This is a genomic window from Sphingomonas sp., from assembly GCF_019746015.1.
GTDB lineage: Bacteria > Pseudomonadota > Alphaproteobacteria > Sphingomonadales > Sphingomonadaceae > Sphingomonas.
In genome coordinates this window covers 13,442-39,821 of record NZ_JAIESM010000056.1, presented here as the reverse complement: position 1 = coordinate 39,821, position 26,380 = coordinate 13,442, and the positions used below count along the sequence as shown (strand labels likewise).

The window sequence follows — 26,380 nt, the reverse complement described above, 5'->3', positions numbered from 1 at the left end:
TCGTTGACGTTGGTGAGCGTCGGCCCGGTGACGACAAGGTCGCCCAGCCGTTCGAAGAAAAGATAGGCGTCGTTGCGCGCCAGATAGGCGGCGGCATCCAGCCCCAGTTGTCGCGCGCGCACCAGCGTATCCGGCAAGACCATGGCGCCGGCTGCATCCTCGGTGCCGTCGATCCCGTCGGTGTCGCAGGCAATCGCGCTGACGCCTGGCGCCCCGTCCAGCGCGATTGCCATGCCCAGCAGATACTCCAGGTTGCGCCCGCCGCGCCCCTTGGGATTGGTAACGGTCACCGTGGTTTCCCCGCCCGACACGATCAGCCGCCGCCGGCCGTCATTGGACAGGCGCCGAGCAAGCGCGGCGTGGCTGGCGCCCAGATGCTTTGCCTCTGCCTGAAGCTGGTCGCCCAGATTGGTGACGTCGCATCCCCGTGCCTGCGCCGCCATTGCCGCTGCGGCCAGCGCGTCGCGCGCACTGGCGATGATCACCGTTTCGCAGCCGGCCAGGCCCAGCGCATCGGCGTCTGGCGTTTCGTTGGTCGGGTCGGCCAGGGCGGCGGCTATCGTTGAGGGCGTCGCGATGCCGTAGCGGGCAAGGATGTCGCGCGCTTCAGCGAGCGTGGTGGCATCGGCAACGGTCGGCCCCGACGACACGAACGACGGATCATCTCCGGGGATGTCGGAAATGATCCAGGTGGTTACCTGTGCCGCCCCGGCCGCCACCGCCAGCCGCCCGCCCTTGATCCGCGACAGGTGTTTGCGCACGCAGTTGATCTCGGCGATGGTCGCGCCGCTGGTCAACAACGCGCGTGTGATCGTCTGCTTGTCGGCCAGCGTCACGCCAGGCGCGGGCGCCGACAGCACGGCCGATCCGCCCCCCGACAGCAGCACGAGCAACCTGTCGCCTGCCTCCAGATCGCGCGCGATTTCAAGTGCGCGATCGGCGGCACGCACGCTGTTTTCGTCCGGGAACGGATGGCCGGCCTCGATCACCTCCACCCCCGGCCAGGTCGCGCCGCCAGGGGGCAAATGCCCGTAGCGCGTGACGACCAGCCCCGCCAGCGGCGCCGGCGCGCGCTTCTGCGCGACCCGCATCATTTCCGCGGCCGCCTTGCCGATGGCAATGACGGCCGTTCGACCGGTCTGCGACAGCGGCAGGCGCGGTGGCATCGCCGCATCGGGCGTGACGGCGCCAACCGCATGGTTGAACAGGTCGCGCAAGGCGGCGCGGCTGGTCACGTCAGGCACGATGATGGTGATGTGTCTGCCCTCCCAGGGCCGCGCTGCGGCGGCTTCGCGGCAAAGGCTGGCTCGCCGCCACGCGCCTGCCAAGCATCAATTCTGGGAACGCTGTGTTGCATCATCAGCAACGCCGACATCCCATGACAGAGTCGATCGCAGCGCTTCGACCAGGAAATCGATCAGGCTGCGCACCCGAACCGGCACGCCCTTGGGGTCGGCGAAGACGGCGAAGAAGCTGAGGTCCGGCGTCTGCCACCCCGGCAGCACGTCGACCAGGCGCCCTGCGGCAAGGTCATGCTTGCACAGGAACGCCGGCAGGCTGGCGATGCCGAGCTCGCTGAGCGCGGCATGGCGCAGCAGGATGAGGTCGTTGGCGACAAGTTTGGGCGCGAAATCGACCGCCACTTCCTGTTCGCGGTTATGCAGCGTCCAGCGGTGGCGGCGATCGGTGGTGCCACTGGCCAACAGGTCAAAGCGCGTCAGTTCGACATGGCTCTGCGGCGCGCCCTTGCGCTCGAAATAGCCGGGCGCGGCGAACACGCCGCATTCCGTTGAGCCCAGCTTGACCGCGATCAGCCCCGAATCGGCAAGCGGCCCCACCGCCAGCGCCACATCGAAGCCGCCACGCAGCAGGCCGATCGCGTCGTCGCTCAGCACGCTGACCAGCCGCACTTCGGGATAGCGTTCCAGAAACCGCGCCAGCAGCGGCCCGATAAGGCTTTGGCCCAGTACATAGGGTATGGCGATGCGGACCACGCCCTGCGGATGATCCTGCCGGCTCTGCAACGCACGTTCGCCATCGCGCAGCACCCCGATCGAACGCAGGCAATATTCAAAGAAGAGCGCGCCATCCTGCGTAACGGTGACGGCGCGCGTCGAGCGGTGGAGCAACTGGACAGCCAGATGCTCCTCAAGCCGCGATACGCGCCGGCTGACGGTGGACTTCGGCACGCCGAGCAGCGCGGCGGCCTTGGTCAGACTCTCGGTCTCGACGACGCGAACAAACACCATCAGATCACCGAGATCGAGCACACGCGCTCCTGTTGCAATTTGCGCAACAGTTTGTTGCACCCGCAAGGGCTTCTCGCGCAAGTCCGATCGTCGCACCCTGACCGCCACAATCTGCTGAACGGGAATGCCTGCAGCATAACGGGGGGGATATGGAGATGTCTCGCACATCGAATCGCAATCGTCGCTGGTTCTGCGCGGGTGTGGCCATCTGCGCGTTGTCGACGAGCAACGCCTGGGCGCAGGCCAAGCCCGAACCCGACGCGCAGGACGCAACGGCCGAAGACGCGCCCGAGGTTGTGGTTACCGGCACCAGCGCAAAGCGCATCGCGCTCGATACGCCACTTGCCGTCACCCAGGTCGGCTCGGAATCGCTGGTCCGCCTGCAGGCGTCGGGTCAGGCCGACATCCTGAACTCGATCCCGACGATCAAGGCCGATGGCGGCGGTGGTGAAGTGGCCGCCAATGTTTTTGTCCGCGGCTTGCCGTCCGGTGGCCAGTATCAGTTCACCCCGCTGATGTATGACGGCATTCCGGTGCTTTCGACGTTCGGCCTCAATTCTTCAGCGTTCGACGTCTATTATCGCAACGATCTGGGCATCGATCGCCTCGAATTTGTGCGCGGTGGCGTGTCGAACCTTTTTGGCCCCGGTTCGGTCGCCGGTCTCATCAATTTCATCACCAAGACCGGCACCGATCAGTTGGGCGGCACCGCGCAGATCGAGGTGGGAGAACGTGGCCGCGTGCGCGGTGATGCGGCGATCCAGGGGCCGTTGGGCGGCAATCTCTATTTCGCGGCATCGGGTTACTACCGCTACGACGAGGGGCCGATCCGGACCAATCTGAACAGCAATGGCGGCCAGATCCGCGCGAACCTTCAGTATAAGTTTCCAGACGGCAGCGGCTCGGTCACGCTGTACGGCCAGTATATCAACGACCAGGTCCAGTTCTATCTGCCGATTCCGCTGGACGGCACCACACGGGGCCGACTGCCCGGCAATGACGGCCAGCTGGTCAATTCGGTGCAGAACAACTGGGGCCCCTCGCTGACCTTCAACACCCCCGGTGGCGGCGTGTGGAACAGCTCGATCAACCAGGGCGTCAGCACCCGGGGCGGCCAGGTAGCACTGGCGTTCCAGAAGAATTTCGGCGGCGGCTGGGGTGTAAACGGCCGTGTCAAATACTCAGAATATCAACATAAATTCGGCATCTGGGCTGATGGTGACGGCATCACCAATGTGCCCGAAACGCTGGGCAGCTTTCTAGCCAACAGCCAGAATCCCGCCGCCGGACGCGGCAGTGTGATACCGCAACTGGTGGGCATCGGCCTTGCCAATGCAACCTTCACCTATGTGGGCGGCGGCGCGGTGCCGGTCAATGCGCTGCTGTTTGCCAATCGCTACACCGACCGGCTGCGGCCGATGCACGACACCACGGCCGAGCTGAACCTGACCAAGGAAGCCGACTTCATCGGCGCCAAGCACAACTTCACCCTTGGCGGCTTCTATTCCAACGGGGCGGCGACGGACTTCAACACCACCACGAGCTTCCTGGCCGAGTTCAACAACACACCGCGGCTGGTGAACCTGACCGTGGTCAATCCGGTCACCAATGCAACCACGGTCATTTCGCGCAACGGCCTGCTGCGTGCCGGCATCAGCTATCTGAACCGTTATGTCCGCGCCGAGCGCGTGGCCGGCTATTTTGCCGACCAGATCGACGCCGGACGGTTCAAATTCGACATCGGCTTCCGTGTCGAACAGTTGCGCGGCTTCTTCCAGCAGGAAGGCACCGCCAATGTGGTGACCGACGCGACCACGCCCAACCTGTCCACCGCGCTGCGCACGGTCAACTGGGGGAACGGCACGTTCGCCCGCACTGCCAATGTTTCCGCCAGTGCATGGGCTGGCGCAATCGGCGCGCTTTACAAGGTGAACAACGACGTCAGCATCTATGCCAACTTGTCGCGCGGCTATTTCTTCCCCGAACTGCGTTCGATCGCGTTCGATGGCAATAACCGCGCACAGAGCTTCCAGCCGGAAATCATCAAGCAGGCGCAGTTCGGCATCAAGGTGGACAAGCGCGTGTTCCAGTTCACTGCCGCCGCTTTCTTCACCGACCTTTCCAACCGCCGGCAGGTGGTCTTCGTCAACGACCCCGCCAACCCGGGCGGCTTTATCGAGCGGGTCAATCTTGTCGCCACGCGCTCCTACGGCATCGAAACGACGCTTGATCTGAAGCTGGTGCAGCATCTGTGGTTCCGCGGCAACCTGACCATCCAGCGTGCCTGGTATACGCAGTTCCAGACCCTGGCGGGCGGCGTGCCGACGGCGAACCCGGCCTTTGTCGGCAACGATATCGAGCGCCAGGCGCAGTTTCTGTATAATGCCGGCCTCTACTATGATGACCGCACCATCGACGTTTCGTTCTTCACCAACTACACTGCGGATAATTTTACGGCGGCCAACAATCTCATCCGGCTGCAGGGCTGGAACATCGCCAACTTCGATGCCGGCTATCGGATCCGCGGTATCGGCAAGGGGCTTCGCCTGAGTGTGAACGTGTTCAACGTGTTCAACACGGCTGCCGCGACGGAAGGATCGCCGCGGCAGGATAATGCCCAGGCGGCAGGCGGCGCCTTTTTCGTCGGACGGCCAGTGCTGCCGCGGCGGATCATGGGCCGGGTGACGTTCAACTTCTGACGGAGCGATGGCGATGGCCGATCTGCGAACCGCGGCGCGCGCCATCCTCGCGGCCAATGATCGCGGCGGATACACCGTGCCCAACGGCACGGTCTATCCATTTCAGTGGAACTGGGACTCCGCCTTTGTGGCAATGGGCTTTGCCGCCTATGACGTCGATCGCGCCTGGACCGAGCTGGAAACGCTGTTCGCCGCGCAATGGGCGGATGGCTTCGTGCCCCATATCGTCTTCTGGCGCGACGACGATGGTTATTTTCCGGGGCCGGACGTCTGGGCGTCGGGCACCAGCCCGCGCACGTCGGGCATCACCCAGCCGCCGGTTGCGGCGACAGCGGCCCGGCAGCTGTGGGAGCGTGCGCCGACACCGCAATTTCGCGCGCGGCTGGCGGCGCTGTTTCCTCGGCTGATGGCCTATCATCGCTGGTTTCGTGACGTTCGCGACCCCGATGGGCGCGGCGTGGTGATAACGGTGCACCCGTGGGAAACAGGCCGCGACAATGCTCCCGAATGGGATGCGCCGGGCGAACCGATCGATATCTCCAGCGTGGGCGATTATACGCGCCGCGACACCGGTCATCTCGATCACAAGATGCGGCCGACCAAGCTGGAATATGACCGCTATCTGGCGCTGGTTCAGTTCGGCCGTGCGACCGGATGGGACCATGCCCGCATTGCCCGCGAAAGCCCGTTCCGGGTGGCCGATATCGGCATGTCTATGATCCTGTTGCGCGCGCACCGCGACTTGCTTGCGCTTGCCGAGTTGCTCGATCAGCCAGCGGCGGCCGATGAGTTGCGGGTGCTGATCGCGCGGGCGGAGGCAGGCATCGGATGGCTGTGGAACCCGGACAAGCGATGCTGGAACTCGCGCGATATCATCACGGGGGCGCATTCCGGCTTTATCACCAGCGCCTCATTCCTGAGTTTTTACGCGGGTCTCCGCGATCCGGCGAAGGATGCCGCTACCCTGGCACATATAGAGCGGATCGGCGCCCGGGTCCGTTTTCTGATGCCCAGCCTTGATCCTGAAGATCCGGGCTTTCAGATGGTGCGCTATTGGCGTGGTCCGGTGTGGGCGGTGGTCAACTGGATGATCGGCACCGGCCTGGCCGAAGCGGGGCATGACCGCTGGGCGGCGAGATTGCGTGCCGACACGCTTGAGCTGATCACCCGCACGGGCTTCATGGAAGCCTATAGCCCCGTCGACGGGGCGGCGTCCGGCGGAGACGATTTTTCGTGGACCGCCGCCATCGCGCTGGCCTGGGGATGACGCTGTCGACCGACCAGCGCCGGGCCTATGACGAGCAGGGCTATATCCTGATCCCCGGCCTGCTGAGCCTGGAAGAAGCGGCGCGCTATCGCGCCGAAGTCCACGCGCTCGATGCGCGGCAAGGGTTGACCAATGCCACATGGGCGAGCGTGGCGGGCGATACCCGACTGGCGCATTCCCACGACGTTCAATTCAAGTCGGCCGCCTTCACGCGCCTGCTGGTCGACCCGCGGCTGACCGGCGTGGCGCAAGCCATCATCGGTCCCAATGTCCAGCTGCACCATACCAAGATGTTCATCAAGCCGCCCGAGCGTGGCTCACCTTTTCCCATGCATCAGGATTATCCATACTTCCCCCACCGCGACCATTCGATGATCGCGGTCATTCTGTTCTTCGACGATGCGCCGGTGGAAAAAGGCTGCGTCACCGCTTATCCCGGCAGCCACAAGCTCGGTCCGCTTGCCGCTTATGGCAGCGATCATCATGTCGATCCCGCGCGCTTTCCCGCACAGGGAGCCACGCCAATTCCGGCTCGTGCCGGTGATGCGCTGTTCTTTCACTATCTGCTGGTTCACGGATCGGGCGTGAACACCGCCAGCGAAGCGCGCACGACCCTGCTTGTGCAGCTGCGCGATCCTGCCGACCAGCAGCTCAATCAGGGTCACGCCTCTCGCGGGCAGGGCATGATGATCGCGGGCATCGATCCCGGCGTGCAGGGTTTCCGCTTTGCGTGGGAGGGGGCGGCGTGAGCTCGCGCCATCTGGTCGATCCGCAATTGCTGGCGATGCTGGACGCCTATCCGGCAATGCCTCTCGACGAAACGACGCTGCCGCTGCTGCGTGCCCGCCAGTTCCCGGTGCCCAGCTTCGATCCGTCGGGCGTCACGCTCGAACAGGTGCGGCATGGCGACATTCTTCTTCACGTCTATCTGCCCGCAGAGCCCCGTGCCGCCCGCAGCTGCATTTATCACATCCATGGTGGCGGCTATGTCACCGGCAGCGCGGCAAGCGTAGAATTTCGCCATCGCCCGCTTGCGCGTGCACTGGGTTGCGCAATCGTCTCGGTCGATTACCGGCTCGCGCCCGAACACTGCCACCCCATCCCGGTGGAGGATTGTTATGCCGGCCTTGCCTGGCTGTTTGCCAATGCCGGGCGCCTTTGCGTCGATGACAGGCGCATCGGCGTGATGGGCGAAAGTGCAGGTGGCGGACTGGCGGCCGCGCTGGCGCTGCTCGCGCGCGACCGGGGGGAATATCCACTGGCTTTCCAGCATCTGACCTACCCGATGCTCGACGATCAAACCGGCGAGGCAGGGCCGTTGCCGTTCGCCGGCGAGTTCATGTGGACGGCGGCCGACAACCGCTTTGCCTGGCACGCGCTGCTCGGCGGGCAGGCGGCCGACGCCTATGCCGCGCCTTGCCGCGCTGCGGACCTGACCGGTCTTCCCCCCGCCTTCATCGCAACCGGCGCACTGGATTTGTTTGCCGTCGAAGATATCGACTATGCGCGCCGCCTGATCGCCGCTGGCGTGCCAACCGAGCTGCGCGTCTATCCGGGCGCGTTTCACGGCTTTGACTTTGCGCCTGATGCCGCAGTTGCGGCCTCCGCAAGGCATGACGCTCGAAACGCATTGAAGCGGATGCTGGGCGTCTGACCGCGCCGGGCAGCGGCATTGCCGCCGCGACAGGCGGCACGCACCCCACGGCGCCGCCCTTGCTCACGCGGGCGCAACCGGATGCCGGTGATTAAGGCGCCAACATCTTCTGGGTATTCGCCCGCGCGCGCACCCGTTCGCGCCAGACGATGTAGAGGCCCGAGCCGATGACGAAGGGGGCGCCGGCCCAGGTCGCCCAGCCGGGCAGCACGCCGAACAGCACGAACCCCAGCAATGTCGCCCAGATCAGCCCGGTATAGTCCATCGGCACCACCAGCGACACGGGCGCCAGCTTCAGCGAGGCGGTCATGAACAGTTGCGCCACACCACCGCACAGCCCGACCAGCATCAGCCAGCCCCAGGTCGACCAGGGGTGCGGCTCCATCCAGAACAGGAAGGCAATGCCGGTCGGCGGCACCGACAGCGCCGAAAACCAGAACACGGTGGTCGCCGCGCCTTCGGTCTTGCCGATCTGGCGCAGCAGGATCGAGACGCTGGCCGACAGCAGCGCCCCCATCAGGCCGGTGAACACGCCCAGCGGCACCATCGCGCCGCCCGGCCGGGTGATGATGAGCACCCCCACAAAGCCCGCGATCACCGCCGCCCAGCGGTGCCAGCCGACCTGCTCGCGCAGCACCAGCGCGCCCAGGATCGTCGCCCAGATCGGCAGGGTGAACTGCAACGTCGTCGATTCGGCGAGCGGCAGCAGCAGGATGGTGGAAAAGACGAAGCACATCGACACCAGCCCCATCGCCGTGCGCAGCAGATGCGCGCCGATCCGCTGCGTGCGGATGGTGGCCAGCCCCGGCCCGGCTGCGATCCACAGCGTGACCGGCACCAGCGCAAAGCTCTGGCGGAAGAAGATCGTCTCGGCCAGATGCGCGCCGCCCGCCTCGGCCAGCTTGATCACCGCGTTCATCACCGCAAACACCAGCACCGCAGCAAGGCGCAGCCCGATGGCCAGCAGCACACGGTCTTTGGCGGGGTCGTTCATCCGTGCCGCTCATGGGGCAAGTGGCGGCTGCTCACAACCCCGTGACGCGGGCGCGCAATGGCGATAAGCGGGCGGCATGATCAAGCATGCCCTTTCCGTCACCCGCGCGCAGGATTTCGCCGCCTGGTATCAAACCGTCATTGCCGAGGCCGACCTCGCCGAGGAATCGGGCGTGCGCGGCTGCATGGTCATCCGCCCCTGGGGCTATGGCATCTGGGAGCGGATGCAGCGCCTGCTCGACGACCGGATCAAGGCGACGGGGCATGAGAATTGCTATTTCCCGCTGTTCATTCCGCTCTCCTATTTCGAAAAGGAGGCCGAGCATGTCGACGGCTTTGCCAAGGAAATGGCGGTCGTCACCCATCACCGGCTGATCGCGGACGGCAAGGGCGGGCTGATCCCCGATCCCGAGGCGAAGCTGGAAGAGCCGCTGGTGGTGCGCCCCACTTCCGAAACGGTGATCGGCACCGCCTTTGCCCGCTGGGTGCAGAGCTGGCGGGACCTGCCGGTGCTGATCAACCAATGGGCCAATGTGGTGCGCTGGGAAATGCGCACGCGCATGTTCCTGCGCACTGCCGAATTCCTGTGGCAGGAAGGGCATACCGCGCATGCCAGCGCCGAGGAGGCGCGCGTCGAAACGCTGAAGATGCTGGAGGTGTATCGCGACTTTGCCGAGGCGTGCGTCGCGCTGCCGGTGGTGGCGGGCGAAAAGCCCGAGAATGAGCGCTTCCCCGGCGCGGTGGCCACCTATTCGATCGAAGCGATGATGCAGGATGGCAAGGCGCTGCAGGCGGGCACCAGCCATTTTCTGGGCACCAATTTCGCCAAGGCCCAGAATATCCGCTTTCAGAACAGCGAGGGGCAGTTCGAGCTGGCCAACACCACCAGCTGGGGCGTTTCCACCCGGATGATCGGCGGGCTGATCATGGTGCATGGCGATGATGACGGCCTGCGCGTGCCGCCGCGCGTGGCGCCGTGGCAGATCGTGATCGTGCCGATGCTGCGCGACGCGCCCGAGGATGCAGCGCTGATCGACTATTGCCAGGCGATCCAGGCGGCGCTGGCGGCGCAGACGGCGCTGGGCGAGCCGGTGCGCTGCCTGCTCGACCTGAAGCCGGTGAAGGCCGCGACCAAGCGCTGGGGCTGGGTGAAGAAAGGCGCGCCGCTGGTGATCGAGGTTGGCGGGCGCGACATGGCGGCAGGCGCGGTCAGCGTCATCCGCCGCGACCGGCTTTATCGCGCGGACGGCAAGCTCGACAGCGCGGCGATCGCCCGTGACGAGCTGCTGGCGCAGGCAGGCGACATGCTCGCCGAGATCCAGGCGGCGCTGTTTGCGCAAGCCAAGGCCCGGCTCGATGCCAATATCCGCCGCGACGTGACCGATCTGGCGACGTTCGAGGCCTATTTCGCGGAAAGCGAGACCAGGCCCGGCTGGCTGGAGGTCAACTGGTCCCGCCCGACAGGGGCCGCGCTCGATGCGGTGGTTGAGCGGCTGAAGGCGCTGAAGCTGACGCTGCGCAACGTGCCGCAGGATGCGGCGCCGGCGACGGGGGCGTGCCTGTTCACCGGGGCGCCGGCTGTTGAGCGGGTGCTGGTCGGCCGCGCTTATTGAGGGGCGATCAGGCGCTGAGCGCGGCCCGACTGCTCTCGCTGCGTGCCGCCGGGCGGCTGCGGCCGATTGCCGGCATCAGCGCGAACGCCTGACCGGTGGCAACGCCCAGCACCAGTCCGGCCGCGCAACCGCCGGCGAGCGCCAGCAGCGCGGTGGCGCCCGGGCTGCCGGCGTCGATCGACGCGGCCAGATAGACGCACGGCAAGGCCAGCGCCCAGCCAATCGCATTGGCGCCAATCCACAGATGCGCGCGCCGTGCGCCCTGGCGCAGCGCCAGCCATTGGGCAGCGCCGAACAGCGCGCCAAGGGGGGCGCCGATGGTGGCGGCAAGCAGCGCCACCATCGGCGGAGCCAGCGCGGCGGCAGGGGGCGGGGGAGCCGCGCCGGTCGTTGAAAAAATCGCAAAGGAAGAGCCCAGGCCCCAGCCGATCACCGCAAGCGCCGTTGTCAGCAGCACCCACAGGGTCGCGGGCAGCGTGGGATAGCGCGCCTTCAGCCACCAGGCCTGAATGCTGCCCAGCACCAACCCCTCCACCAGCCCGGCGAGCCCTTTCAGTTCGAGCATCGCCAGCCGCGCGATGAAGGTCCGGGGTTCGGGATTGAGCGAATCGGCCGCCAGCCACCAGCCGGCCGCCAGCGCGATGCCCAGCATCTCTGCGCCCGCGCACAGCAGCACCCAGCCAATGATGGAGCGACGCCAATCCATGCGCGCCATTGTGCCCGCAGCATTGCCGATTACCAATAAGTAGTCACCCGTAACCGGCGGCGTCGGCGGTTGATCCGGCGCAGTTCGGGCACGCCGCACCGATGGCCGCGGGTCGGCCGCACGCGCGGCACATCGTGTGGCGGCCCGGCGCGAGCCCCTCGGCCACCGCCACGCGCTCGTCGAACACGAAGCAGTCACCCTGCCTGCGGCTGTCGGCGGCGGACACTTCTTCCAGATAGCGAAGAATGCCGCCCTTCAGGTGATAGACCGCATCAACCCCCATGCTGCGCACAAGGGCGGTTGCCTTTTCGCAGCGTATGCCGCCGGTGCAGAACATCGCCACGCGCCGCTTGCCCGCCATCAGCGCCTTGCCCTCGGCCTCGAACCAGGCGGGAAAATCGCGGAAACAGGCGGTGCCCGGGTCAACCGCGCCGGCAAAGCTGCCGATTGCCACTTCATAGCTATTGCGCGTGTCGATCAGCAGCGTTTCGGGGTCGTCGATCAGCGCGTTCCACTCGGCCGGCGCGACATGGGTGCCGGCGCCGCCGGCCGCGTCGACCGCGACACCCATCGTCACGATCTCAGGCTTCACGCGCACCTTCAGTCGCGCAAAAGGCATCGCGTCGGCGGTGGAGAATTTCACGTCGAGATCGGGCGCGACCAGCGCGCGCAGCCGGTCGAGCACGGCCTCCACCCCCGCGCGCGGCCCGGCGATGGTGCCGTTCACGCCTTCGTCCGCCAGCAGCAGCGTGCCCTTCACGCCGTGCGTTGCCGCACATGCCCGCAGCGGCTCGACCAGTGCCTCAGGCGCATCGAGCCGGGTGAAGCGATAGAGCGCGGCAACGCTGATCACGCGGCCCACCAGGTGGCAAAGGCGGCGCGCTCGGCCTCGGTCAGCTTCAGGCCGATCTTGCTGCGCCGCATCAGCGCATCCTCGGGCGAGCGTGCCCATTCGCGGGTCTGCATCCAGCGCGCCTCGACCTCGGTAAAGCCGGCGCCGAAGTCGCGGCCCAGCGCCTCGGCACTGTCTATGCTGCGCAGCATTTCGTGCAGCATGGTGCCATAGGCGCGCGCCATCCGCTCGCTGCGCGCCGCGCCCAGAAACGGCCAGCGCGCCCGCACATCGGCCAGGAAGGCGGCGAAATCGCCGATGTCGCCGCCGGGGAAGGGGCGGCTCCGCGTCACCGGCCGCGCCGCAAAACCAAGCGGCCGGGCAAGCTTGCCCAGCGCCTCTTCCGCCAGGTGGCGGGCAGTGGTGATCTTGCCGCCGAACACCGACAGCAGCGCCGGCCCCAGCGTGTCCAGCTCCAGCACATAATCGCGCGTCACCTGCCGGGCTTCGCTCGCGCCATCGTCATAAAGCGGGCGCACGCCGGACCAGCTGCTCACCACATCGGCGGGTGCGGTCTGGCGGGTGAAATGGCGGTTCACCGCCGCGCACAGATAGGCGATCTCGTCGTGGTCGATCCGCGCATCCTCGGGCGCGTCGACCGGCACGTCGGTGGTGCCGATCTCGGTAAAGTCGCGCTCATAGGGAATGGCGAAGACGATGCGGCGGTCGGGCTGCTGCAGGATATAGGCATGGTCGCCGTCGAACAGCCGCGGCACAACGATATGGCTGCCCTTGATCAGCCGCACGCCCGAGCGGGCATTGACGCCGAGCCGCCCCAGCATCTGCGCCACCCATGGCCCGGCCGCGTTGACCAGCGCGCGCGCCGCCACCTGTTGCCCGTCGGACAGGCTCGCCTGCCACAGCGCCCCCTCACGTCGGGCGGAAACCAGCGCGGTGCCGGTGGCGATCTCGGCGCCGTTCGCTGCTGCATCGAGCGCGTTGAGCAGGGTCAGCCGCGAATCATCGACCCAGGCGTCCGAATAGACAAAGCCGCGGCGGGTGCTTTTCAGCGGCGCGCGCATCGCCACGTCGCCGCGCCGCAGCCCGCGCGATCGCGGCAGCGACATCCTGCCGCCCAGCATGTCGTACAGCACCAGCCCGGCGCGCAGCATCCACCACGGCCGCAACCCGTCATGCGGCAGTACGAACTGCATCGGGTGGATGATGTGTGGCGCCGCCTTCACCAGCCGCTCACGCTCGCGCAATGCCTCGGCGACCAGCTTGAACTCATAATATTCCAGATAGCGCAGCCCGCCATGGATCAGCTTGGTCGAGGCGGAGGAGGTATGGCTGGCCAGATCGTCGCGCTCGACGAGCATCACCGTCAGCCCCAGCAGCGCCGCCTCGCGCGCAATCGCCGTGCCGTTGATGCCGCCACCGATGATGAGCAGGTCATATGTCACCGCTGTCCGATAGAATCGCGCAGCCGCCCGGTCCACGCCCAAAATCATGCCCGCGCGCATTTGGGCCGGGCGCCGATTGCGCCTATGAAGGGTTATGACGAAACCCCGCCACGGCCTGCCCGGCAAGCAGCAAATCCTCGATTTCATCGCCAGCGCCGACACTGCCGTCGGCAAGCGCGAGATTGCCCGCGCCTTTGGCCTGTCAGGCGCGGAGAAGATCGCGCTGAAAGCCCTGCTGAAGGACATGGCGGATGAAGGGCTGATCGATCATTCGCCGGGCCGCGCCTTTCACCAGATGGGCGGCCTGCCCAAGGTGACGGTGCTGCGGGTTGCCGATGTGGGCGACGATGGCGCCGCCTGGGCCGTGCCCGAACGGTGGGAGGCAGACGCCCCGCCGCCCCGCCTGCGCGTGAAGGAACGCGGGCGCGGCGCCCTGGGCCTTGGCGACCGGATCCTCGCCCGCACCGAACAGCTGGGCACGGGCTGGATCGCGCACCCGATGAAGAAGCTGGCGCGCGGATCGGAACTGATGCTGGGCGTGCTCCATGCCGAAGGGAATCTGCTGTGGCTGCAGGGCGTGGAGAAGAAGGAGCGGCGCGACTTTCCGGTGTCGGACGCGGGCGGCGCCGCGCCCGGCGACCTGGTGCTGGCGGAAAAGACCGGGCGGCCGCCGCGCCTCACCGCGCGGGTGACCGAGCGGCTGGGCGATCCGTTCGCGCCGCGCAGCTTCTCGATGATCGCGATCCACAAGCTGGGGCTGCCGGTCGACTTTGCCGAGGAAGCGCTGGAAGAGGCCGAACGTGTCGCCCGCCAGCCGCTGGGCGACGGGCGCGAGGATCTGCGCCATTTGCCCATCGTCGCGATCGATCCGGAGGATGCGCGCGACCATGACGATGCCGTCTGGGCCGCGCCCGATGATGCCGAAGACAATGCCGGCGGCTGGCAGGCGGTGGTCGCGATTGCCGATGTCAGCTTCTATGTCCGCCCCGGCGGCGCGCTGGACCGTGATGCGCGACGGCGCGGCAACAGCGTCTATTTCCCCGATCGCGTGGTGCCGATGCTGCCGGAGACGCTGTCGGCCGATATCTGCTCGCTGAAGGCCGGGGAAGATCGCGCGGCGCTGGCCTGCCATCTGCGCATCGGCAAGGCGGGCGCGATCAAGGCGTGGCGCTTCACCCGCGCGGTGGTGCGCATCCGCGCCAACATTGCCTATGAAGCCGCGCAGGCCGCGATCGATGGCGCCGCCGACGCGGTGCCGCCCGATCTGGTGGAAGATGCGCTGAAGCCGCTCTGGGCGTCCTGGCGCGCGCTCGACACCGCGCGGCGCAAGCGCGCGCCGCTCAATCTGGACCTGCCCGAACGGCGGGTGATGCTCGACGAGAAGGGCCGGCTGCTGTCGGTCGCCCCGCGCGAGCGGCTCGACGCGCACCGGCTGATCGAGGATTTCATGATCGCGGCCAATGTCGCCGCCGCGAAGGCGCTGGAGGCGAAGAAGGCGCCAGTGATGTACCGCGATCACGAGCCGCCCGCGCGCGAGAAGCTGGTCGCGCTGAAGGAGTATCTGAAAACCCACGGGCTCGATTTCGCGCTGGGCCAAGTGATCCGCCCGGCGACCTTCAACGCGATACTCGACAAGGTGGCAGAGAGCGACGCCCGCCCCGAAATCATGGAGCAGGTGCTGCGCAGCCAGACCCAGGCCTATTACGCGCCCGCCAATACCGGCCATTTCGGGCTGGCGCTGGGCAGTTACGCGCATTTCACCTCGCCCATCCGCCGCTATGCCGATCTCCTCGTCCACCGTGCGCTGGTCGGCGCCTATGCGCTGGGGCCGGGGGCGCTGCCGGCGGAGGATGCCGCGCAGATGGAGCGGATCGGCGAGAGCATCTCGATGCTCGAACGCCGCGCGATGGAGGCCGAACGCGACACCATCGACCGCTATGTCGCCGCCTATCTGGCCGAGCGGGTGGGGCAGGTGGTGCAGGCGCGCATCACCGGGGTGCAGAGCTTCGGCTTCTTCGCAACGGTGGAGGGCGTGGGCGGTGACGGGCTGGTGCCGGCGCGCGATCTGGGCCGCGAATATTTCCGCCATGACGAGACCGCGCGCGCGCTGGTGGGCGAGGAAACCGGCACCGTCTATCGCGGCGGCATGACGCTGGAGTTGCGGCTGGTGGAGGCCAACCCGATTTCGGGCGCGCTGCGCTTCGAACTGGTCGAGGGGCGCCCGCCGCCGCGCACGCGCGTGCTGAAGCGGCGCGGCCGCCGGGCGAATATCCGCCATCAGCGCCGCTGATTGCCCGCGCGCACCATTTCTGCCATCAAAAGCGTGACATGAGCCAGTGAAGGGAGGTCGTCATGGCCGGAGCTGCCGCCGTTGTTGCCCGTGCGCGCCACAAGGTGATTTCCTTCTTCATGACGCAGAACGCGGTCAGCGCCGACCGCGCGGTTGCCTTTGTCAGCAACCGCCTGGTCGAGCGGCGGATGCTCGACCGGTTCGTGGAGGCCAAGGTGCTGGTGCCGGTGGGCGACGACCGCTTCTATCTCGATGTGCCGGCCTGGGATGCCTATGCCAAGACCCGCCGCCGCCGCGTCGGCCTGTTCATGGGCGCGCTGGCTGCCGCCGGCGCTGCGGCGGTGGCGCTGCTGGCGTGAGTGGGGCGGGGCTTGGACGCCACGATGGCGATCTACGGCCGTAAAGTCTTGAAGCCGCCTGGGGGCTTTCGCCCCACTTCCACACATTCCCATCCCGCTTCAAAATCACGAAATGCAGCCCGATTACAGCGATATTCTCGACCGCATACCTGACCCACCACTTTGGTGGTTCAATGGCGTGCCGCGTTACAAGCCGTTCTCGCCAAATGCTCTATCAGTTGGCCTGCCTGAGGCTGCGCTTGCGCTTGTCCGGTGTCAGGATTGTGCAACGGAGTTCAAGATAGGTGTGGAGCCAAACCTCTTTGCCGAGGGATCAATGTTCGACCAGATCTTGTCGGACGAGTTTAACTATGACGATCCTCCGAGGCACACGACTCCTGATGGTTCACGCTGCGCCGGCGAAACCATGGGCGCAATTCCGATAAGCGTGATCGAAGCATGGGGTCGGGACCAAAACTCCTTTGACTGGCATCGCTTGCCGCAATTCGAAGGCCCGTTGAAGCTGTCCGATTAGGAACGACCGCTACCCACCGCTTCTCCGCCGTTCAGCCGTCATGCCGAAAGCGGTCGTGCACGACTGCACGACCCAAATTCCTCCACTCGCGCGCCTCACCCCGCCGTAAAGGTCAGCCCGGCCTTGTCGATCAGGCGCTGGCGCAAGGGGGCGGCCATGATCGCGCCCGGGGTCCACACGCCGCCGGCCGCGTCGGGCACATCCTCCACCAGGCACAGCGCGGCTTCCGCGATCATCTTGCTGGTCGAGCCATAGCCGGGGTCGCGGTCGCCGGTCACCACCGCGTCGATCCGCTCGCCGCCGGGCATTTCGCCCACGAACAGAATGTCGTAATGGCCCGCATCGCGTTCTTCCTTCGACGGGCCTTCGCCGGGCTTCGGCCCCTTGTCGCCGGCGAGCGGGTTCATCTTGGCGAGCGCTTCGGCGGCCGCCTTGCCCATCTCGCCCAGCCCGGCGACCATCATTTCCTCATAGACGAAATCGGCCCCATAAGCATGGCCGAGCAGGAAGTTGGTGCGGTGCACATTCTTGGTGTTGATCGGCGCCATGATGAAGGGGGCGCACCAGGCCTCGATCGTGCGGTCATATTCGGGGAGCAGCCCGGCGGGCTGGCTGGGCCCCTGAAAGCCGGGCGCCAGCGCGAACGGGTTGGTCAGCAGCGCGATCAGTGAAGGATTGCGCGCGGCGGCGGCCAGCGTGGCCTTCAGGCTGGCCGCCGTGCCGCCCGAAAAACCGCCCTTCATCACCCGCACGCGCCCCTTCACGCGCGGGCAGGTGCGGCCAAAGCGCGCCCGCGCCGCTTCCTGCAGCGTGAAGACGCCCAGATCGAACGGAATCGAATCGAACCCGCACGAAAACACGATCCGCGCGCCGGTCTGCTGCGCGCGGGCGTGATGCTTGTCGATCATCTCGCGCATCCAGCCCGGCTCGCCGCACAGGTCGACATAGGCGGTGCCGGTCTCGACACAGGCGGCGACCAGATCGCTGCCATAAAGCTGATAGGGGCCAACCGTGGTCAGCACCACGGCGGTGCGGTTGCACATGGCGGCAAGGCTCGCCGGATCGTCGGCATTGGCGGTGACGAGCGGGGTGTCGGCGGGCGCGCCGATCAGGTCGCGCACTTCCTGCAGCTTGGTCAGCGACCGCCCCGCCATCGCCCAGCGCGGGCGTTCCTGGCCGGCATAGGCCTGGGCCAGATATTCGGCCACCAGCCGCCCGGTGAAGCCGGTTGCGCCATAGACGATGATGTCGAATTCGCGTGTGGTCATGCTCTTGCCCTCTCCCCGGCGCGCCGCGATCAGGCGGCCTCGCTGAATTGCAGGCTCGCCAGCCGTGCGTAAAGGCCGTTCTGGCCGATCAGTGCCTGGTGCGAGCCGCTTTCGACGATGCGCCCTTCATCCATCACGATGATCCGTGCCGCCGCGCGCACGGTGGCCAGCCGGTGCGCGATCACCAGCGTGGTGCGCCCCACCATGAGCCGTTCGAGCGCTTCCTGCACCAGCCGCTCGCTCTCGGCGTCGAGCGCGCTGGTCGCCTCGTCGAGCAGCAGGATCGGCGCATCACGCAGCAGCGCGCGGGCAATCGCCACGCGCTGGCGCTGCCCGCCCGAAAGCCGTGCGCCGCCCTCGCCCAGGAAGGTGTCGAGCCCTTCGGGCAGCTTGCGCAGGAATTCGGCGGCATTGGCGGCCTCGGCCGCAGCCCAGAGCGCATCGTCGCTCGCGTCCCACCGGCCATAGCGCAGATTGTCGCGGGCCGACGCGCCGAAGATCACCGTTTCCTGCGGCACCATCGCAATGCGCGCGCGGATCGCGGCCGGGTCCGCCTCGGGCAGGGCGACGCCGTCGATCAGCACGCGGCCCTCGCTCGGGTCATAGAAACGCTGGAGCAGCTGGAACAGCGTCGACTTGCCCGCGCCCGAGGGGCCGACCACGGCCACCGTTTCCCCGGGCGACACCGACAGGGTGAAATCGTTGAGCGCGGCCAGCTCGGGCCGGGTCGGATAGCGGAAGCTGACCCGGTCAAAGGCAATCGCGCCGCGTGCCGGCTCGGGCAGCGGCACCGGATTGGCGGGCGGGCGGATGTCGCTCTGCTCGGCCAGCAGCTCGTTCAGCCGCCCGGCCGCGCCCGCGCCGCGCAGCAGGTCGCCATAAACCTCGGTCAGCGCGCCGAACGCCCCGGCGACGATGCCGCCCGTCAGCACGAACGCCGCGATCGACCCGCCTGAGAGGCGCCCGGCCGCCACGTCGACCGCGCCTTCCCACAGCACCAGCGTGATCGCGCCGAAGATCAGGCCGATGACGATCGCCGTCATCACCGCGCGCAGCAGGATGCGCCGGCGCGCAGCCGCAAAGGTGGCCGCCACCGCCCCTTCGAACCGGGCGCTTTCGCGCTTTTCCTGGCCGAACGCCTGGACGATCTTCATGGCCGACAGCGTTTCGACCGCCATCGCCCCCACATCGGCAACCCGGTCCTGCGAGGTGCGCGAGATGTTGCGCACCCGCCGCCCCAGCAGCACGATCGGCATGATGATGACCGGAATGCCCAGCATCAGCATGCCGGCCAGCTTGGGCGAGATGGCGAACAGATAGATCATGCCGCCAATGCCGGTGAACGCATTGCGCAACGCCACCGACACGGTGGTGCCGACCACCTGCTCGATGAGCGCGGTGTCGCTGGTCAGGCGCGAGGCGATTTCGGACGGGCGGTTCTCCTCAAAGAAGCGCGGCGCCATGGTCATCAGGTGGCGGTGCACCCGCGCGCGGATATCGGCCACCACCCGCTCGCCCAGCCACGACACGAAATAGAAGCGCACCGCCGTGCCCACCGCCAGCACCGCGACGATCATCAGCAGATAATGGAACGACGTGGCGACCGCCCCGGTGCCGCCGGCGCCGCCAAAGCCCCGGTCGATCACGCGCTTGAAGCCATAGGGAATGGCAATTGTCGCGGCCGAGGTGATGACCAGCGCGGTCGCCGCACAGGCCAGCTGCGCCGGATAGCGCAGCACCTGACGCCACACGATCGCCAGGCTCGAAAGCCGCTTCTTGGCAGGGGCAGGGGGGGCGGGGGGCGCGTCGGCCGGGATTTGCGTCATAGGAACCAGCAGCCTAGCAGGCGGGGGCGGCACCCTCAACGGGTAAGCCGGCACGTTCCGTTTGCCGCAACCCTCATTGTATCGCGCTGTCATCCTGTTATGTCGGGCGCCGTTCAGGGGGCGGTAACGCCTAATATGGCATAAGGATTTTCATGCTTTACGACGCCTATGAATTGCAGCGGTCGATGCTGGCGGGGGCCAGCGCGATGGCCAATTTCGGCGCAGGTTTCCTGCAAAATCCTGCCAATCCGCTCGCTTATTTCGGCGGCGGCCCGGTGCTCGCCTCTGCGCTTGAGGTGTTCGCCCATGCCGCCGCGCCGCGTGGCAAGCCGAACTTCGGGCTTGAATCGACGGAAATCGACGGCAAGCCGGTGATCGTCTCCGAACAGGTGGTGCTGCGCCGCCCGTTCGGCCAGCTGAAGCGGTTCGCGCGCGAAGGGGTGACCGGCGGCCCGCGCCTGCTGATCGTCGCGCCGATGTCGGGCCATTATGCCACGCTGCTGCGCGGCACGGTGGAGCGGCTGCTGCCCTTTGCCGACGTCTACATCACCGACTGGCGCGACGCGAAGCTGGTGCCGCTCGACGAGGGGCGCTTCGATCTGGACGATTATATCGACTATCTGATCGAGTTTCTGGAAGTGATCGGCCCGGGCGCGCACATGCTGGCGGTGTGCCAGCCCTCGGTGCCCTGCTATGCCGCCGCCTGCGTGATGAGCGCGGACGATCATCCCTGCCGCCCGAAGACGCTCACCATGATGGGCGGGCCGATTGACACGCGCGAGGCGCCGACTGCGGTCAACACGCTGGCCACCCAGCGCCCGCATGCCTGGTTCGAGCAGAATGTGATCGCGACCGTGCCGATGACCTATCCGGGCGCCGGGCGAAAGGTTTACCCCGGCTTCCTGCAGCTTGCCGGCTTCATGTCGATGAACCTTGGCAACCACATGATGTCGCACTGGGAGATGTTCAAACATCTCGTCCAGGGCGATGACGAAAGCGCCGACGCGACCAAGGATTTCTACGACGAATATCGCGCGGTGTGCGACATGACCGCCGAATTCTATCTGCAGACGGTCAATCTGGTGTTCCAGCAGCATGCGCTGCCCAATGGCACGATGACGCACCGGGGCCGGCTGGTCGATCCGGGCGCGATCCGCGACGTGGCGCTGCTCGCGATCGAGGGCGAGCGCGACGATATTTCGGGGCTGGGGCAGACCAAGGCGGCGCTGACGCTGGCGCATCATCTGCCGGCCCGCCACAAACGCTATCTGATGGCCGAAGGGGCTGGGCATTACGGCATTTTCAACGGCAGCAAGTGGCGCACGAAGATAGCGCCGGTGGTCGAGGACTGGATCGCCGCGCACGATTGAGGCGGCGGTTACCGGCGCCGGCCCCGCTCAGTCATAGAGCCAAACGGCCGTCGTCCAGGCGGCGATGGCGATTGCCGCCCAGAGCGCGATGACGATCAGCGCCCCCAGCCGGGAAACCGGCGTGGCGCTGGCGGCTTCGGCCTCGGCGCGGAAGGCGGCGAAGCGCTCCGCCCCCACCATCCGCTCGAACAGCCACACCCCCGCCGGCACCAGCAGCGCGTCGTCGAGCAGCCCCAATACCGGCACGAAATCGGGAATCAGGTCGATCGGCGACAGCGCATAGGCGGCGACCAGCAGCCCGACCAGCCGCGCCGGCAGCGGCGTGAAGGGCGCGCGCGCAGCCAGCCAAACGGCGTGCGCTTCCACGCGGATGCGATGAACAAGCGATGCGGTCACGCCTGCGCGGTATCAGCAGATGCCGCCGCGCCGCAACCCTGCGGGATGGTGCCGGGAAGGGCGCCATCGGCACCCTTCCCCATCCACCGACTTAGAGAACTTCGAACAGCCCGGCCGCACCCTGGCCGCCGCCGACGCACATCGTGACGACAACGTACTTGGCGCCGCGGCGCTTGCCCTCGATCAGCGCATGGCCGGTCATCCGCGCGCCCGACATGCCATAGGGGTGGCCGATCGAGATGGCGCCGCCGTTCACGTTGAGCAGGTCGTTCGGGATACCCAGCTTGTCGCGGCAATAGAGCACCTGCACCGCGAACGCCTCGTTCAGCTCCCACAGGCCGATATCGTCCATCTTCAGGCCGAACCGGTCGAGCAGCTTGGGGATGGCATAGACCGGGCCGATGCCCATTTCGTCGGGCTCGGTGCCGGCGGCGGCCATGCCGACATAGCGGCCAAGCGGGGTAAGCCCGCGCTTTTCGGCGAGCTTTTCCTCCATCAGCACGCTTGCTGACGCGCCGTCGGACAGCTGGCTGGCATTGCCGGCGGTAATCGCGGTGCCCGGCCCCAGCACCGGCTGCAGGCCGTTCAGGCCCGCCAGCGTGGTTTCGGGGCGGTTGCCCTCGTCCTTGGTCACCGTCACTTCGTGGTGGGTGACTTCCTTGGTTTCCTTGTTCACCATCGCCATGGTCGCGGTGACGGGCACGATCTCGTCGTCGAACTTGCCGGCGACCTGCGCGGCGGCGGTGCGCTGCTGCGACTGGAAGCCATATTCATCCTGCGCCTCGCGGCTGATGCCGTAACGCTCGGTCACCACCTGCGCGGTCTGCAGCATCGACATATAGATATGCGGGTGCATGGCGAGCAGCTCGCGGTCCGGCCCGATGCGCATTTCGGGCGTCTGCACCATCGAGATCGATTCGCAGCCGCCGCCGACGGTGATGTCCATATTGTCGACGACGATCTGCTTGGCGGCGGTGGCGATCGCCATCAGCCCGCTGGCGCACTGGCGATCCAGCGTCATGCCGGCGACCGACACCGGCAGGCCCGAACGCAGCGCGACATTGCGGCCCAGATTGCCGCCCTGCACGCCCTGCTGGAGCGCGGCACCCCAGACGAGGTCGGCGACTTCATCGGGCGCGATGCCGGCGCGTTCCACGGCGGCCTTCACCGCATGGCTGGAAAGCGTGGGCGAGGGGGTGTTGTTGAACCCGCCGCGATAGGCGCGGCCAATGGGTGTGCGGGCGGTGGAGACGATGACGGCAGAACGCATGGGGACTTCTCCTTGATAGCGCCTCCCCATCAGCGGGACGGGCGCGATGGGTTCATCAAACGAAGATCTGGCTGATCCATTCGGCAATCATTGCGGGCTTGTCCTCGCCCTCGATTTCGACGGTAAACTCGTTGGTCTGCTGCCACTGGCCGGGGCGCTTTTCGACCAGCTCCATCAGCTTGAAGCGGCCGCGCACGCGCTTGCCGGAACGCACCGGCGTCAGGAAGCGGACTTTGTTGCCGCCATAGTTCACGCCCATCTTCACGCCCTCGATCTTGGGCGCGTCGGCGATTTTGGAGGACAAAAGCGGCATCAGCGACAGGGTGAGGAAACCATGCGCGATGGTGCCGCCAAACGGCGTCATCGCCGCCATTTGCGGGTTCACATGGATGAACTGGTGGTCGCCGGTGGCGTCGGCGAACTTGTCGATCATCTCCTGGCTCACCTCGACCCAGTCCGACACCTGCTCCTGGCCGATGCGCCCGGCCATTTCCTGGATGGTGATCGTCGTCATGCATTCCCCTCCCGCGACATATATTTGCATTGCGCGGCGCTTGAGATAGGCGCCCAAGCGCACTGCCCGCAAGGGTGCCCAGACCGGAAAGAAGCAAGATGACCCATGCCGTAGCGTCCACGCCCCGCGAAACCCTTGCCCGGCTCTATCGGGCAGACGAGGCGGCAGTGCTGGCCCCGCTGATCGAACGGGCGCGCGCCACGCCCGAGTCGCGGGCGCGCATTCTGGGTCATGCCTCCGGCCTGCTCGCCGATCTGCGCGCGGCGCAGGGCAAGGGCTGGGTGAACCAGTTCCTGCAGGAATATCGGCTGAACACCAGCGAGGGCGTGGCGTTGCTCAGCCTCGCCGAGGCGTTCCTGCGCGTGCCCGATCCGCAGACCGCCGACCTGCTGATCGCCGACAAGCTGGGCGAGGCGGACTGGCACGCCCATGCCGGCAAGTCGAACTCGGCGCTCGTCAATTCGGCGACCTGGGGGCTGGTGCTGGGCCGCGCGCTGGTGGGCCAGGGGGATCAGCCCTCGGCGCTGCGCCGGCTGATCGCGCGCGCGGGCGAGCCGTTCGTCCGCCAGGCGGTGGGCGCGGCCATGAAGATGATGGGCGAAATCTTCGTGATGGGCCGCACCATCGACGAGGCGATGCGCCGCATGGACCGGCCCGAGCACAAGGGCTTCACCGCCAGCTTCGACATGCTGGGCGAGGCGGCGCGCACCCAGGCCGATGCCGAACGCTATTTCGCGGCCTATACCCAAGCGATCGACGCGGTGGGCAGCAATGCCGCCGCCGGCCACTCGGTCTCGGTCAAGCTGTCGGCGCTCCACCCGCGCTATGAAGTGGCGCATTGGGACCGCTGCGTGCCCGCCCTCACCGAAATGCTGGCGACGCTCGCTGGCCAGGCGGCGGGGCGCGGCATCGCGCTGACCGTGGACGCCGAGGAGAGCGAGCGGCTGGAGATGAGCCTCGACATCATCGGCGCGGTTGCCGCGCTGCCGGCGCTGAAGGGCTGGGACGGCTTCGGCATGGCGGTGCAGGCCTATGGCAAGCGCGCGCGGCCGGTGATTGCCTGGGCGGCGGAGCGTGGCCGGCTGATGAATGTGCGGCTGGTGAAGGGCGCCTATTGGGACAGCGAGATCAAGCGCACCCAGGTGGAGGGGCTGGCCGATTATCCGCTGTTCACGCGCAAGGCGGCGACCGACACCAGCTATCTGGCCTGCGCGCGCGACATGCTGGACGCGCCCAGCATCCGCCCCGCCTTTGCCAGCCACAATGCGCTGACGGTCGCCACGATCATCGACTGGGCCGGCAATGCGCGCGATTTCGAGTTTCAGCGGCTGCACGGCATGGGCGACGGCCTGTATGAGCGGCTGGTCGCCGACCATGGCTATCATTGCCGCATCTATGCCCCCGTCGGCGGGCACCGCGATCTGCTCGCCTATCTGGTCCGCCGGCTGCTGGAAAACGGCGCCAATTCCAGCTTCGTCCACCAGCTGGCGGACGCGCAGCTGAGCGAGGCCGAGATTCTCGCCGATCCGGTCGAGAAGATGGCGGCGGTGGCCGGCGCCCGCCACGCGGCGATCCCACTGCCGGCCGATCTGTTCGGGGCGGAGCGCCGCAACTCGGCGGGGATCGACCTGAGCGACCGGGCGGTGCTGAAGCGAACGGCGGAGGCGGTGCGCGCTCCCCTCCCGCATGCGGGAGGGGCTGGGGGTGGGCTTGATGTCACCGCCGCCATCACCCGCGCCGCCGCCGCTTTTCCCGCCTGGTCGGCGCGACCGGTGGAGGAGCGCGCCGCCTGCCTTGATCGCCTGGCCGATCTGCTGGAGGCCGAGCGCGACCGGCTGATGGCGCTTGCCGTGCAGGAAGCGTTCAAGACCATCCCTGATGCGCTGGGCGAAGTGCGCGAGGCGGTTGATTTCTGCCGCTATTATGCCGCGCAGGCGCGCGCCGGGCTGCAGCCGGTCGAGCTGCCCGGGCCGACGGGCGAGCGCAACGTGCTGCGCTTTGCCGGGCGCGGGGTGTGGGCGACGATCGCGCCGTGGAACTTCCCGCTCGCCATCTTCCTGGGCCAGACGGTGGCGGCGCTCGTTGCCGGCAACACCGTCGTCGCCAAGCCCGCGCCGCAGACGCCGCGCATTGCCGCGCACGCGGTGCTGCTCGCGCATCAGGCGGGCGTGCCGGCCGACGCGCTGATCCTGGTTCCCGGCGGGCCGGAGGTGGGCGCCGCCCTCACCGCCGATCCGCGCATCGCCGGCGTCGCCTTTACCGGCTCCACCGCGACGGCCCGCAAGATCGCGCGCAGCCTGCTGGCGGACGACAGCCGCCCGCTGGTGCCGCTGATCGCGGAGACGGGTGGCATCAACGCGATGATCGTCGATTCGACCGCGCTTCCCGAACAGGTGGTCGCCGATGTGGTGGCCAGCGCGTTCCGCTCCGCCGGCCAGCGCTGTTCGGCGTTGCGCCTGCTGCTGCTGCAGGAGGAGATTGCCGAGGGTGTGCTCCACATGCTGGCGGGCGCGATGGACCTGCTGCGGCTGGGCGACCCCGCCGACCCGGCCACCGATGTGGGGCCGGTGATCGATCAGGCCGCCTATGACCGGCTGATGGCCTATCGCGCGCGGATGGCCGCCAGCACGATCAAGACGCTGGCGCCCCCCGCCACCGGGCTGTTCGTGCCGCCCACGCTGATCCGGCTAAACAGTGTCGAGGCACTGACCGAGGAATGGTTCGGCCCCGTGCTCCACGTCGCCACCTGGCCGGCGGGCAAGCTCAACGAGACGATCGCGCGGGTGAACGCCAAGGGCTATGGCCTGACGATGGGGCTGCACAGCCGCATCGCCCGCGCCTGGGACATTGCCGAACAGGCAGCGGCGGTGGGCAATCTCTACATCAACCGCACCATGATCGGCGCGGTGGTCGGCTCGCAGCCCTTTGGCGGCGAGGGGCTGTCGGGCACCGGGCCAAAGGCGGGCGGCCCGCATTATCTCCACCGCTTCTGCGCCGAACGCGCCGTGTCGATCGACACCACCAGCGCCGGCGGCAACACCGCGCTGCTAAGCCTGGACGAGGACGGCTGAGGCACGCGCGGGGAGCGGCGGCAGTT

The 26,380-nt window shown here is 67.4% G+C and carries 21 protein-coding genes; 10 read left to right on the top strand and 11 right to left on the bottom strand.

Annotation, left to right across the window (positions count from 1 at the left end; genetic code table 11):
* Together K2Y03_RS08675 and K2Y03_RS08670 are read right to left on the bottom strand one after the other, a co-directional pair.
* A partial coding sequence (locus tag K2Y03_RS08675; RefSeq protein ID WP_294090063.1) for a glycerate kinase occupies window positions 1–1,235 on the bottom strand: 1,235 nt, incomplete at its 3' end.
* 96 nt (window positions 1,236–1,331) lie between these two features.
* Window positions 1,332–2,249 carry a LysR family transcriptional regulator gene (locus K2Y03_RS08670; RefSeq protein WP_294090061.1) on the bottom strand — a complete coding sequence of 306 codons (918 nt, stop codon included), beginning with the start codon at window positions 2,247–2,249 and terminating at the stop codon, window positions 1,332–1,334.
* Window positions 2,250–2,464: 215 nt separating this feature from the next.
* Between K2Y03_RS08670 and K2Y03_RS08665 the strand changes: the two genes are divergently transcribed.
* From K2Y03_RS08665 to K2Y03_RS08650, 4 genes are read left to right on the top strand one after another with little or no spacing between them, the layout of a single operon-like run.
* Window positions 2,465–4,948: a TonB-dependent receptor gene (locus K2Y03_RS08665; protein ID WP_294090059.1), complete on the top strand. Its 2,484-nt coding sequence runs from the start codon at window positions 2,465–2,467 to the stop codon at window positions 4,946–4,948.
* A gap of 13 nt (window positions 4,949–4,961) precedes the next feature.
* Complete coding sequence (locus K2Y03_RS08660; protein WP_294090058.1) at window positions 4,962–6,215, top strand: hypothetical protein; 1,254 nt, start codon at window positions 4,962–4,964, stop codon at window positions 6,213–6,215.
* Window positions 6,212–6,964, top strand: coding sequence for a phytanoyl-CoA dioxygenase family protein (locus K2Y03_RS08655; protein ID WP_294090056.1), 753 nt, complete (start codon window positions 6,212–6,214; stop codon window positions 6,962–6,964). Before K2Y03_RS08660 ends, K2Y03_RS08655 begins: the two co-directional genes overlap by 4 nt.
* Window positions 6,961–7,869 carry an alpha/beta hydrolase gene (locus K2Y03_RS08650; protein WP_294090054.1) on the top strand — a complete coding sequence of 303 codons (909 nt, stop codon included), beginning with the start codon at window positions 6,961–6,963 and terminating at the stop codon, window positions 7,867–7,869. Before K2Y03_RS08655 ends, K2Y03_RS08650 begins: the two co-directional genes overlap by 4 nt.
* 91 nt (window positions 7,870–7,960) lie before the next feature.
* Here the strand turns inward: K2Y03_RS08650 and K2Y03_RS08645 are convergent, their stop codons facing one another.
* Window positions 7,961–8,863 carry a DMT family transporter gene (locus K2Y03_RS08645; RefSeq protein WP_294090052.1) on the bottom strand — a complete coding sequence of 301 codons (903 nt, stop codon included), beginning with the start codon at window positions 8,861–8,863 and terminating at the stop codon, window positions 7,961–7,963.
* A gap of 76 nt (window positions 8,864–8,939) precedes the next feature.
* Here K2Y03_RS08645 and K2Y03_RS08640 point away from each other — a divergent pair, with 76 nt between their 5' ends.
* Window positions 8,940–10,475, top strand: a complete 1,536-nt coding sequence (locus K2Y03_RS08640) for an aminoacyl--tRNA ligase-related protein (protein WP_294090050.1) — start codon at window positions 8,940–8,942, stop codon at window positions 10,473–10,475.
* Window positions 10,476–10,482: 7 nt separating this feature from the next.
* Here K2Y03_RS08640 and K2Y03_RS08635 read toward each other — a convergent pair whose 3' ends face one another.
* From K2Y03_RS08635 to glpD, 3 genes are read right to left on the bottom strand one after another with little or no spacing between them, the layout of a single operon-like run.
* On the bottom strand, window positions 10,483–11,181 hold the full coding sequence (locus tag K2Y03_RS08635) for a hypothetical protein (RefSeq protein WP_294090049.1): 699 nt from the start codon (window positions 11,179–11,181) through the stop codon (window positions 10,483–10,485).
* A 43-nt stretch (window positions 11,182–11,224) separates the two neighbouring features.
* A complete protein-coding gene (locus K2Y03_RS08630) occupies window positions 11,225–12,034 on the bottom strand; it encodes a rhodanese-related sulfurtransferase (RefSeq protein ID WP_294090048.1) in 810 nt (269 codons plus the stop codon).
* On the bottom strand, window positions 12,031–13,476 hold the full coding sequence (gene glpD, locus K2Y03_RS08625) for a glycerol-3-phosphate dehydrogenase (protein WP_294090047.1): 1,446 nt from the start codon (window positions 13,474–13,476) through the stop codon (window positions 12,031–12,033). Before glpD ends, K2Y03_RS08630 begins: the two co-directional genes overlap by 4 nt.
* A gap of 94 nt (window positions 13,477–13,570) precedes the next feature.
* Here glpD and K2Y03_RS08620 point away from each other — a divergent pair, with 94 nt between their 5' ends.
* From K2Y03_RS08620 to K2Y03_RS08610, 3 genes are all read left to right on the top strand, one after another.
* On the top strand, window positions 13,571–15,766 hold the full coding sequence (locus tag K2Y03_RS08620; RefSeq protein WP_294090046.1) for a ribonuclease R family protein: 2,196 nt from the start codon (window positions 13,571–13,573) through the stop codon (window positions 15,764–15,766).
* Window positions 15,767–15,828: 62 nt separating this feature from the next.
* Window positions 15,829–16,125 carry a hypothetical protein gene (locus K2Y03_RS08615; RefSeq protein ID WP_294090044.1) on the top strand — a complete coding sequence of 99 codons (297 nt, stop codon included), beginning with the start codon at window positions 15,829–15,831 and terminating at the stop codon, window positions 16,123–16,125.
* A 112-nt stretch (window positions 16,126–16,237) separates the two neighbouring features.
* Window positions 16,238–16,639 (top strand): hypothetical protein, encoded by a 402-nt coding sequence (locus K2Y03_RS08610; RefSeq protein ID WP_294090041.1) that lies wholly within the window; start codon window positions 16,238–16,240, stop codon window positions 16,637–16,639.
* Window positions 16,640–16,734: 95 nt separating this feature from the next.
* On the opposite strand, the gene K2Y03_RS08605 is transcribed toward K2Y03_RS08610, so the two are convergent.
* Window positions 16,735–17,907: a saccharopine dehydrogenase NADP-binding domain-containing protein gene (locus tag K2Y03_RS08605; protein WP_294090038.1), complete on the bottom strand. Its 1,173-nt coding sequence runs from the start codon at window positions 17,905–17,907 to the stop codon at window positions 16,735–16,737.
* 29 nt (window positions 17,908–17,936) lie between these two features.
* The gene (locus tag K2Y03_RS08600; protein WP_294090036.1) at window positions 17,937–19,733 is read right to left on the bottom strand and encodes an ABC transporter transmembrane domain-containing protein; all 1,797 of its coding nucleotides are present in this window, start codon (window positions 19,731–19,733) and stop codon (window positions 17,937–17,939) included.
* A gap of 152 nt (window positions 19,734–19,885) precedes the next feature.
* Here K2Y03_RS08600 and K2Y03_RS08595 point away from each other — a divergent pair, with 152 nt between their 5' ends.
* Complete coding sequence (locus K2Y03_RS08595; RefSeq protein ID WP_294090034.1) at window positions 19,886–21,103, top strand: polyhydroxyalkanoate depolymerase; 1,218 nt, start codon at window positions 19,886–19,888, stop codon at window positions 21,101–21,103.
* 27 nt (window positions 21,104–21,130) lie between these two features.
* On the opposite strand, the gene K2Y03_RS08590 is transcribed toward K2Y03_RS08595, so the two are convergent.
* From K2Y03_RS08590 to K2Y03_RS08580, 3 genes are all read right to left on the bottom strand, one after another.
* Entirely contained in the window at window positions 21,131–21,499 is a 369-nt protein-coding gene (locus tag K2Y03_RS08590; protein ID WP_294090032.1) for a DUF1232 domain-containing protein, read from the bottom strand.
* Window positions 21,500–21,590: 91 nt separating this feature from the next.
* Window positions 21,591–22,769: an acetyl-CoA C-acyltransferase gene (locus tag K2Y03_RS08585; protein WP_294090031.1), complete on the bottom strand. Its 1,179-nt coding sequence runs from the start codon at window positions 22,767–22,769 to the stop codon at window positions 21,591–21,593.
* A 55-nt stretch (window positions 22,770–22,824) separates the two neighbouring features.
* The gene (locus tag K2Y03_RS08580; RefSeq protein ID WP_294090030.1) at window positions 22,825–23,283 is read right to left on the bottom strand and encodes a MaoC family dehydratase; all 459 of its coding nucleotides are present in this window, start codon (window positions 23,281–23,283) and stop codon (window positions 22,825–22,827) included.
* Window positions 23,284–23,381: 98 nt separating this feature from the next.
* Between K2Y03_RS08580 and K2Y03_RS08575 the strand changes: the two genes are divergently transcribed.
* Window positions 23,382–26,354: an L-glutamate gamma-semialdehyde dehydrogenase gene (locus K2Y03_RS08575; protein WP_294090029.1), complete on the top strand. Its 2,973-nt coding sequence runs from the start codon at window positions 23,382–23,384 to the stop codon at window positions 26,352–26,354.
* The last annotated feature ends 26 nt before the right edge of the window (window positions 26,355–26,380 follow it).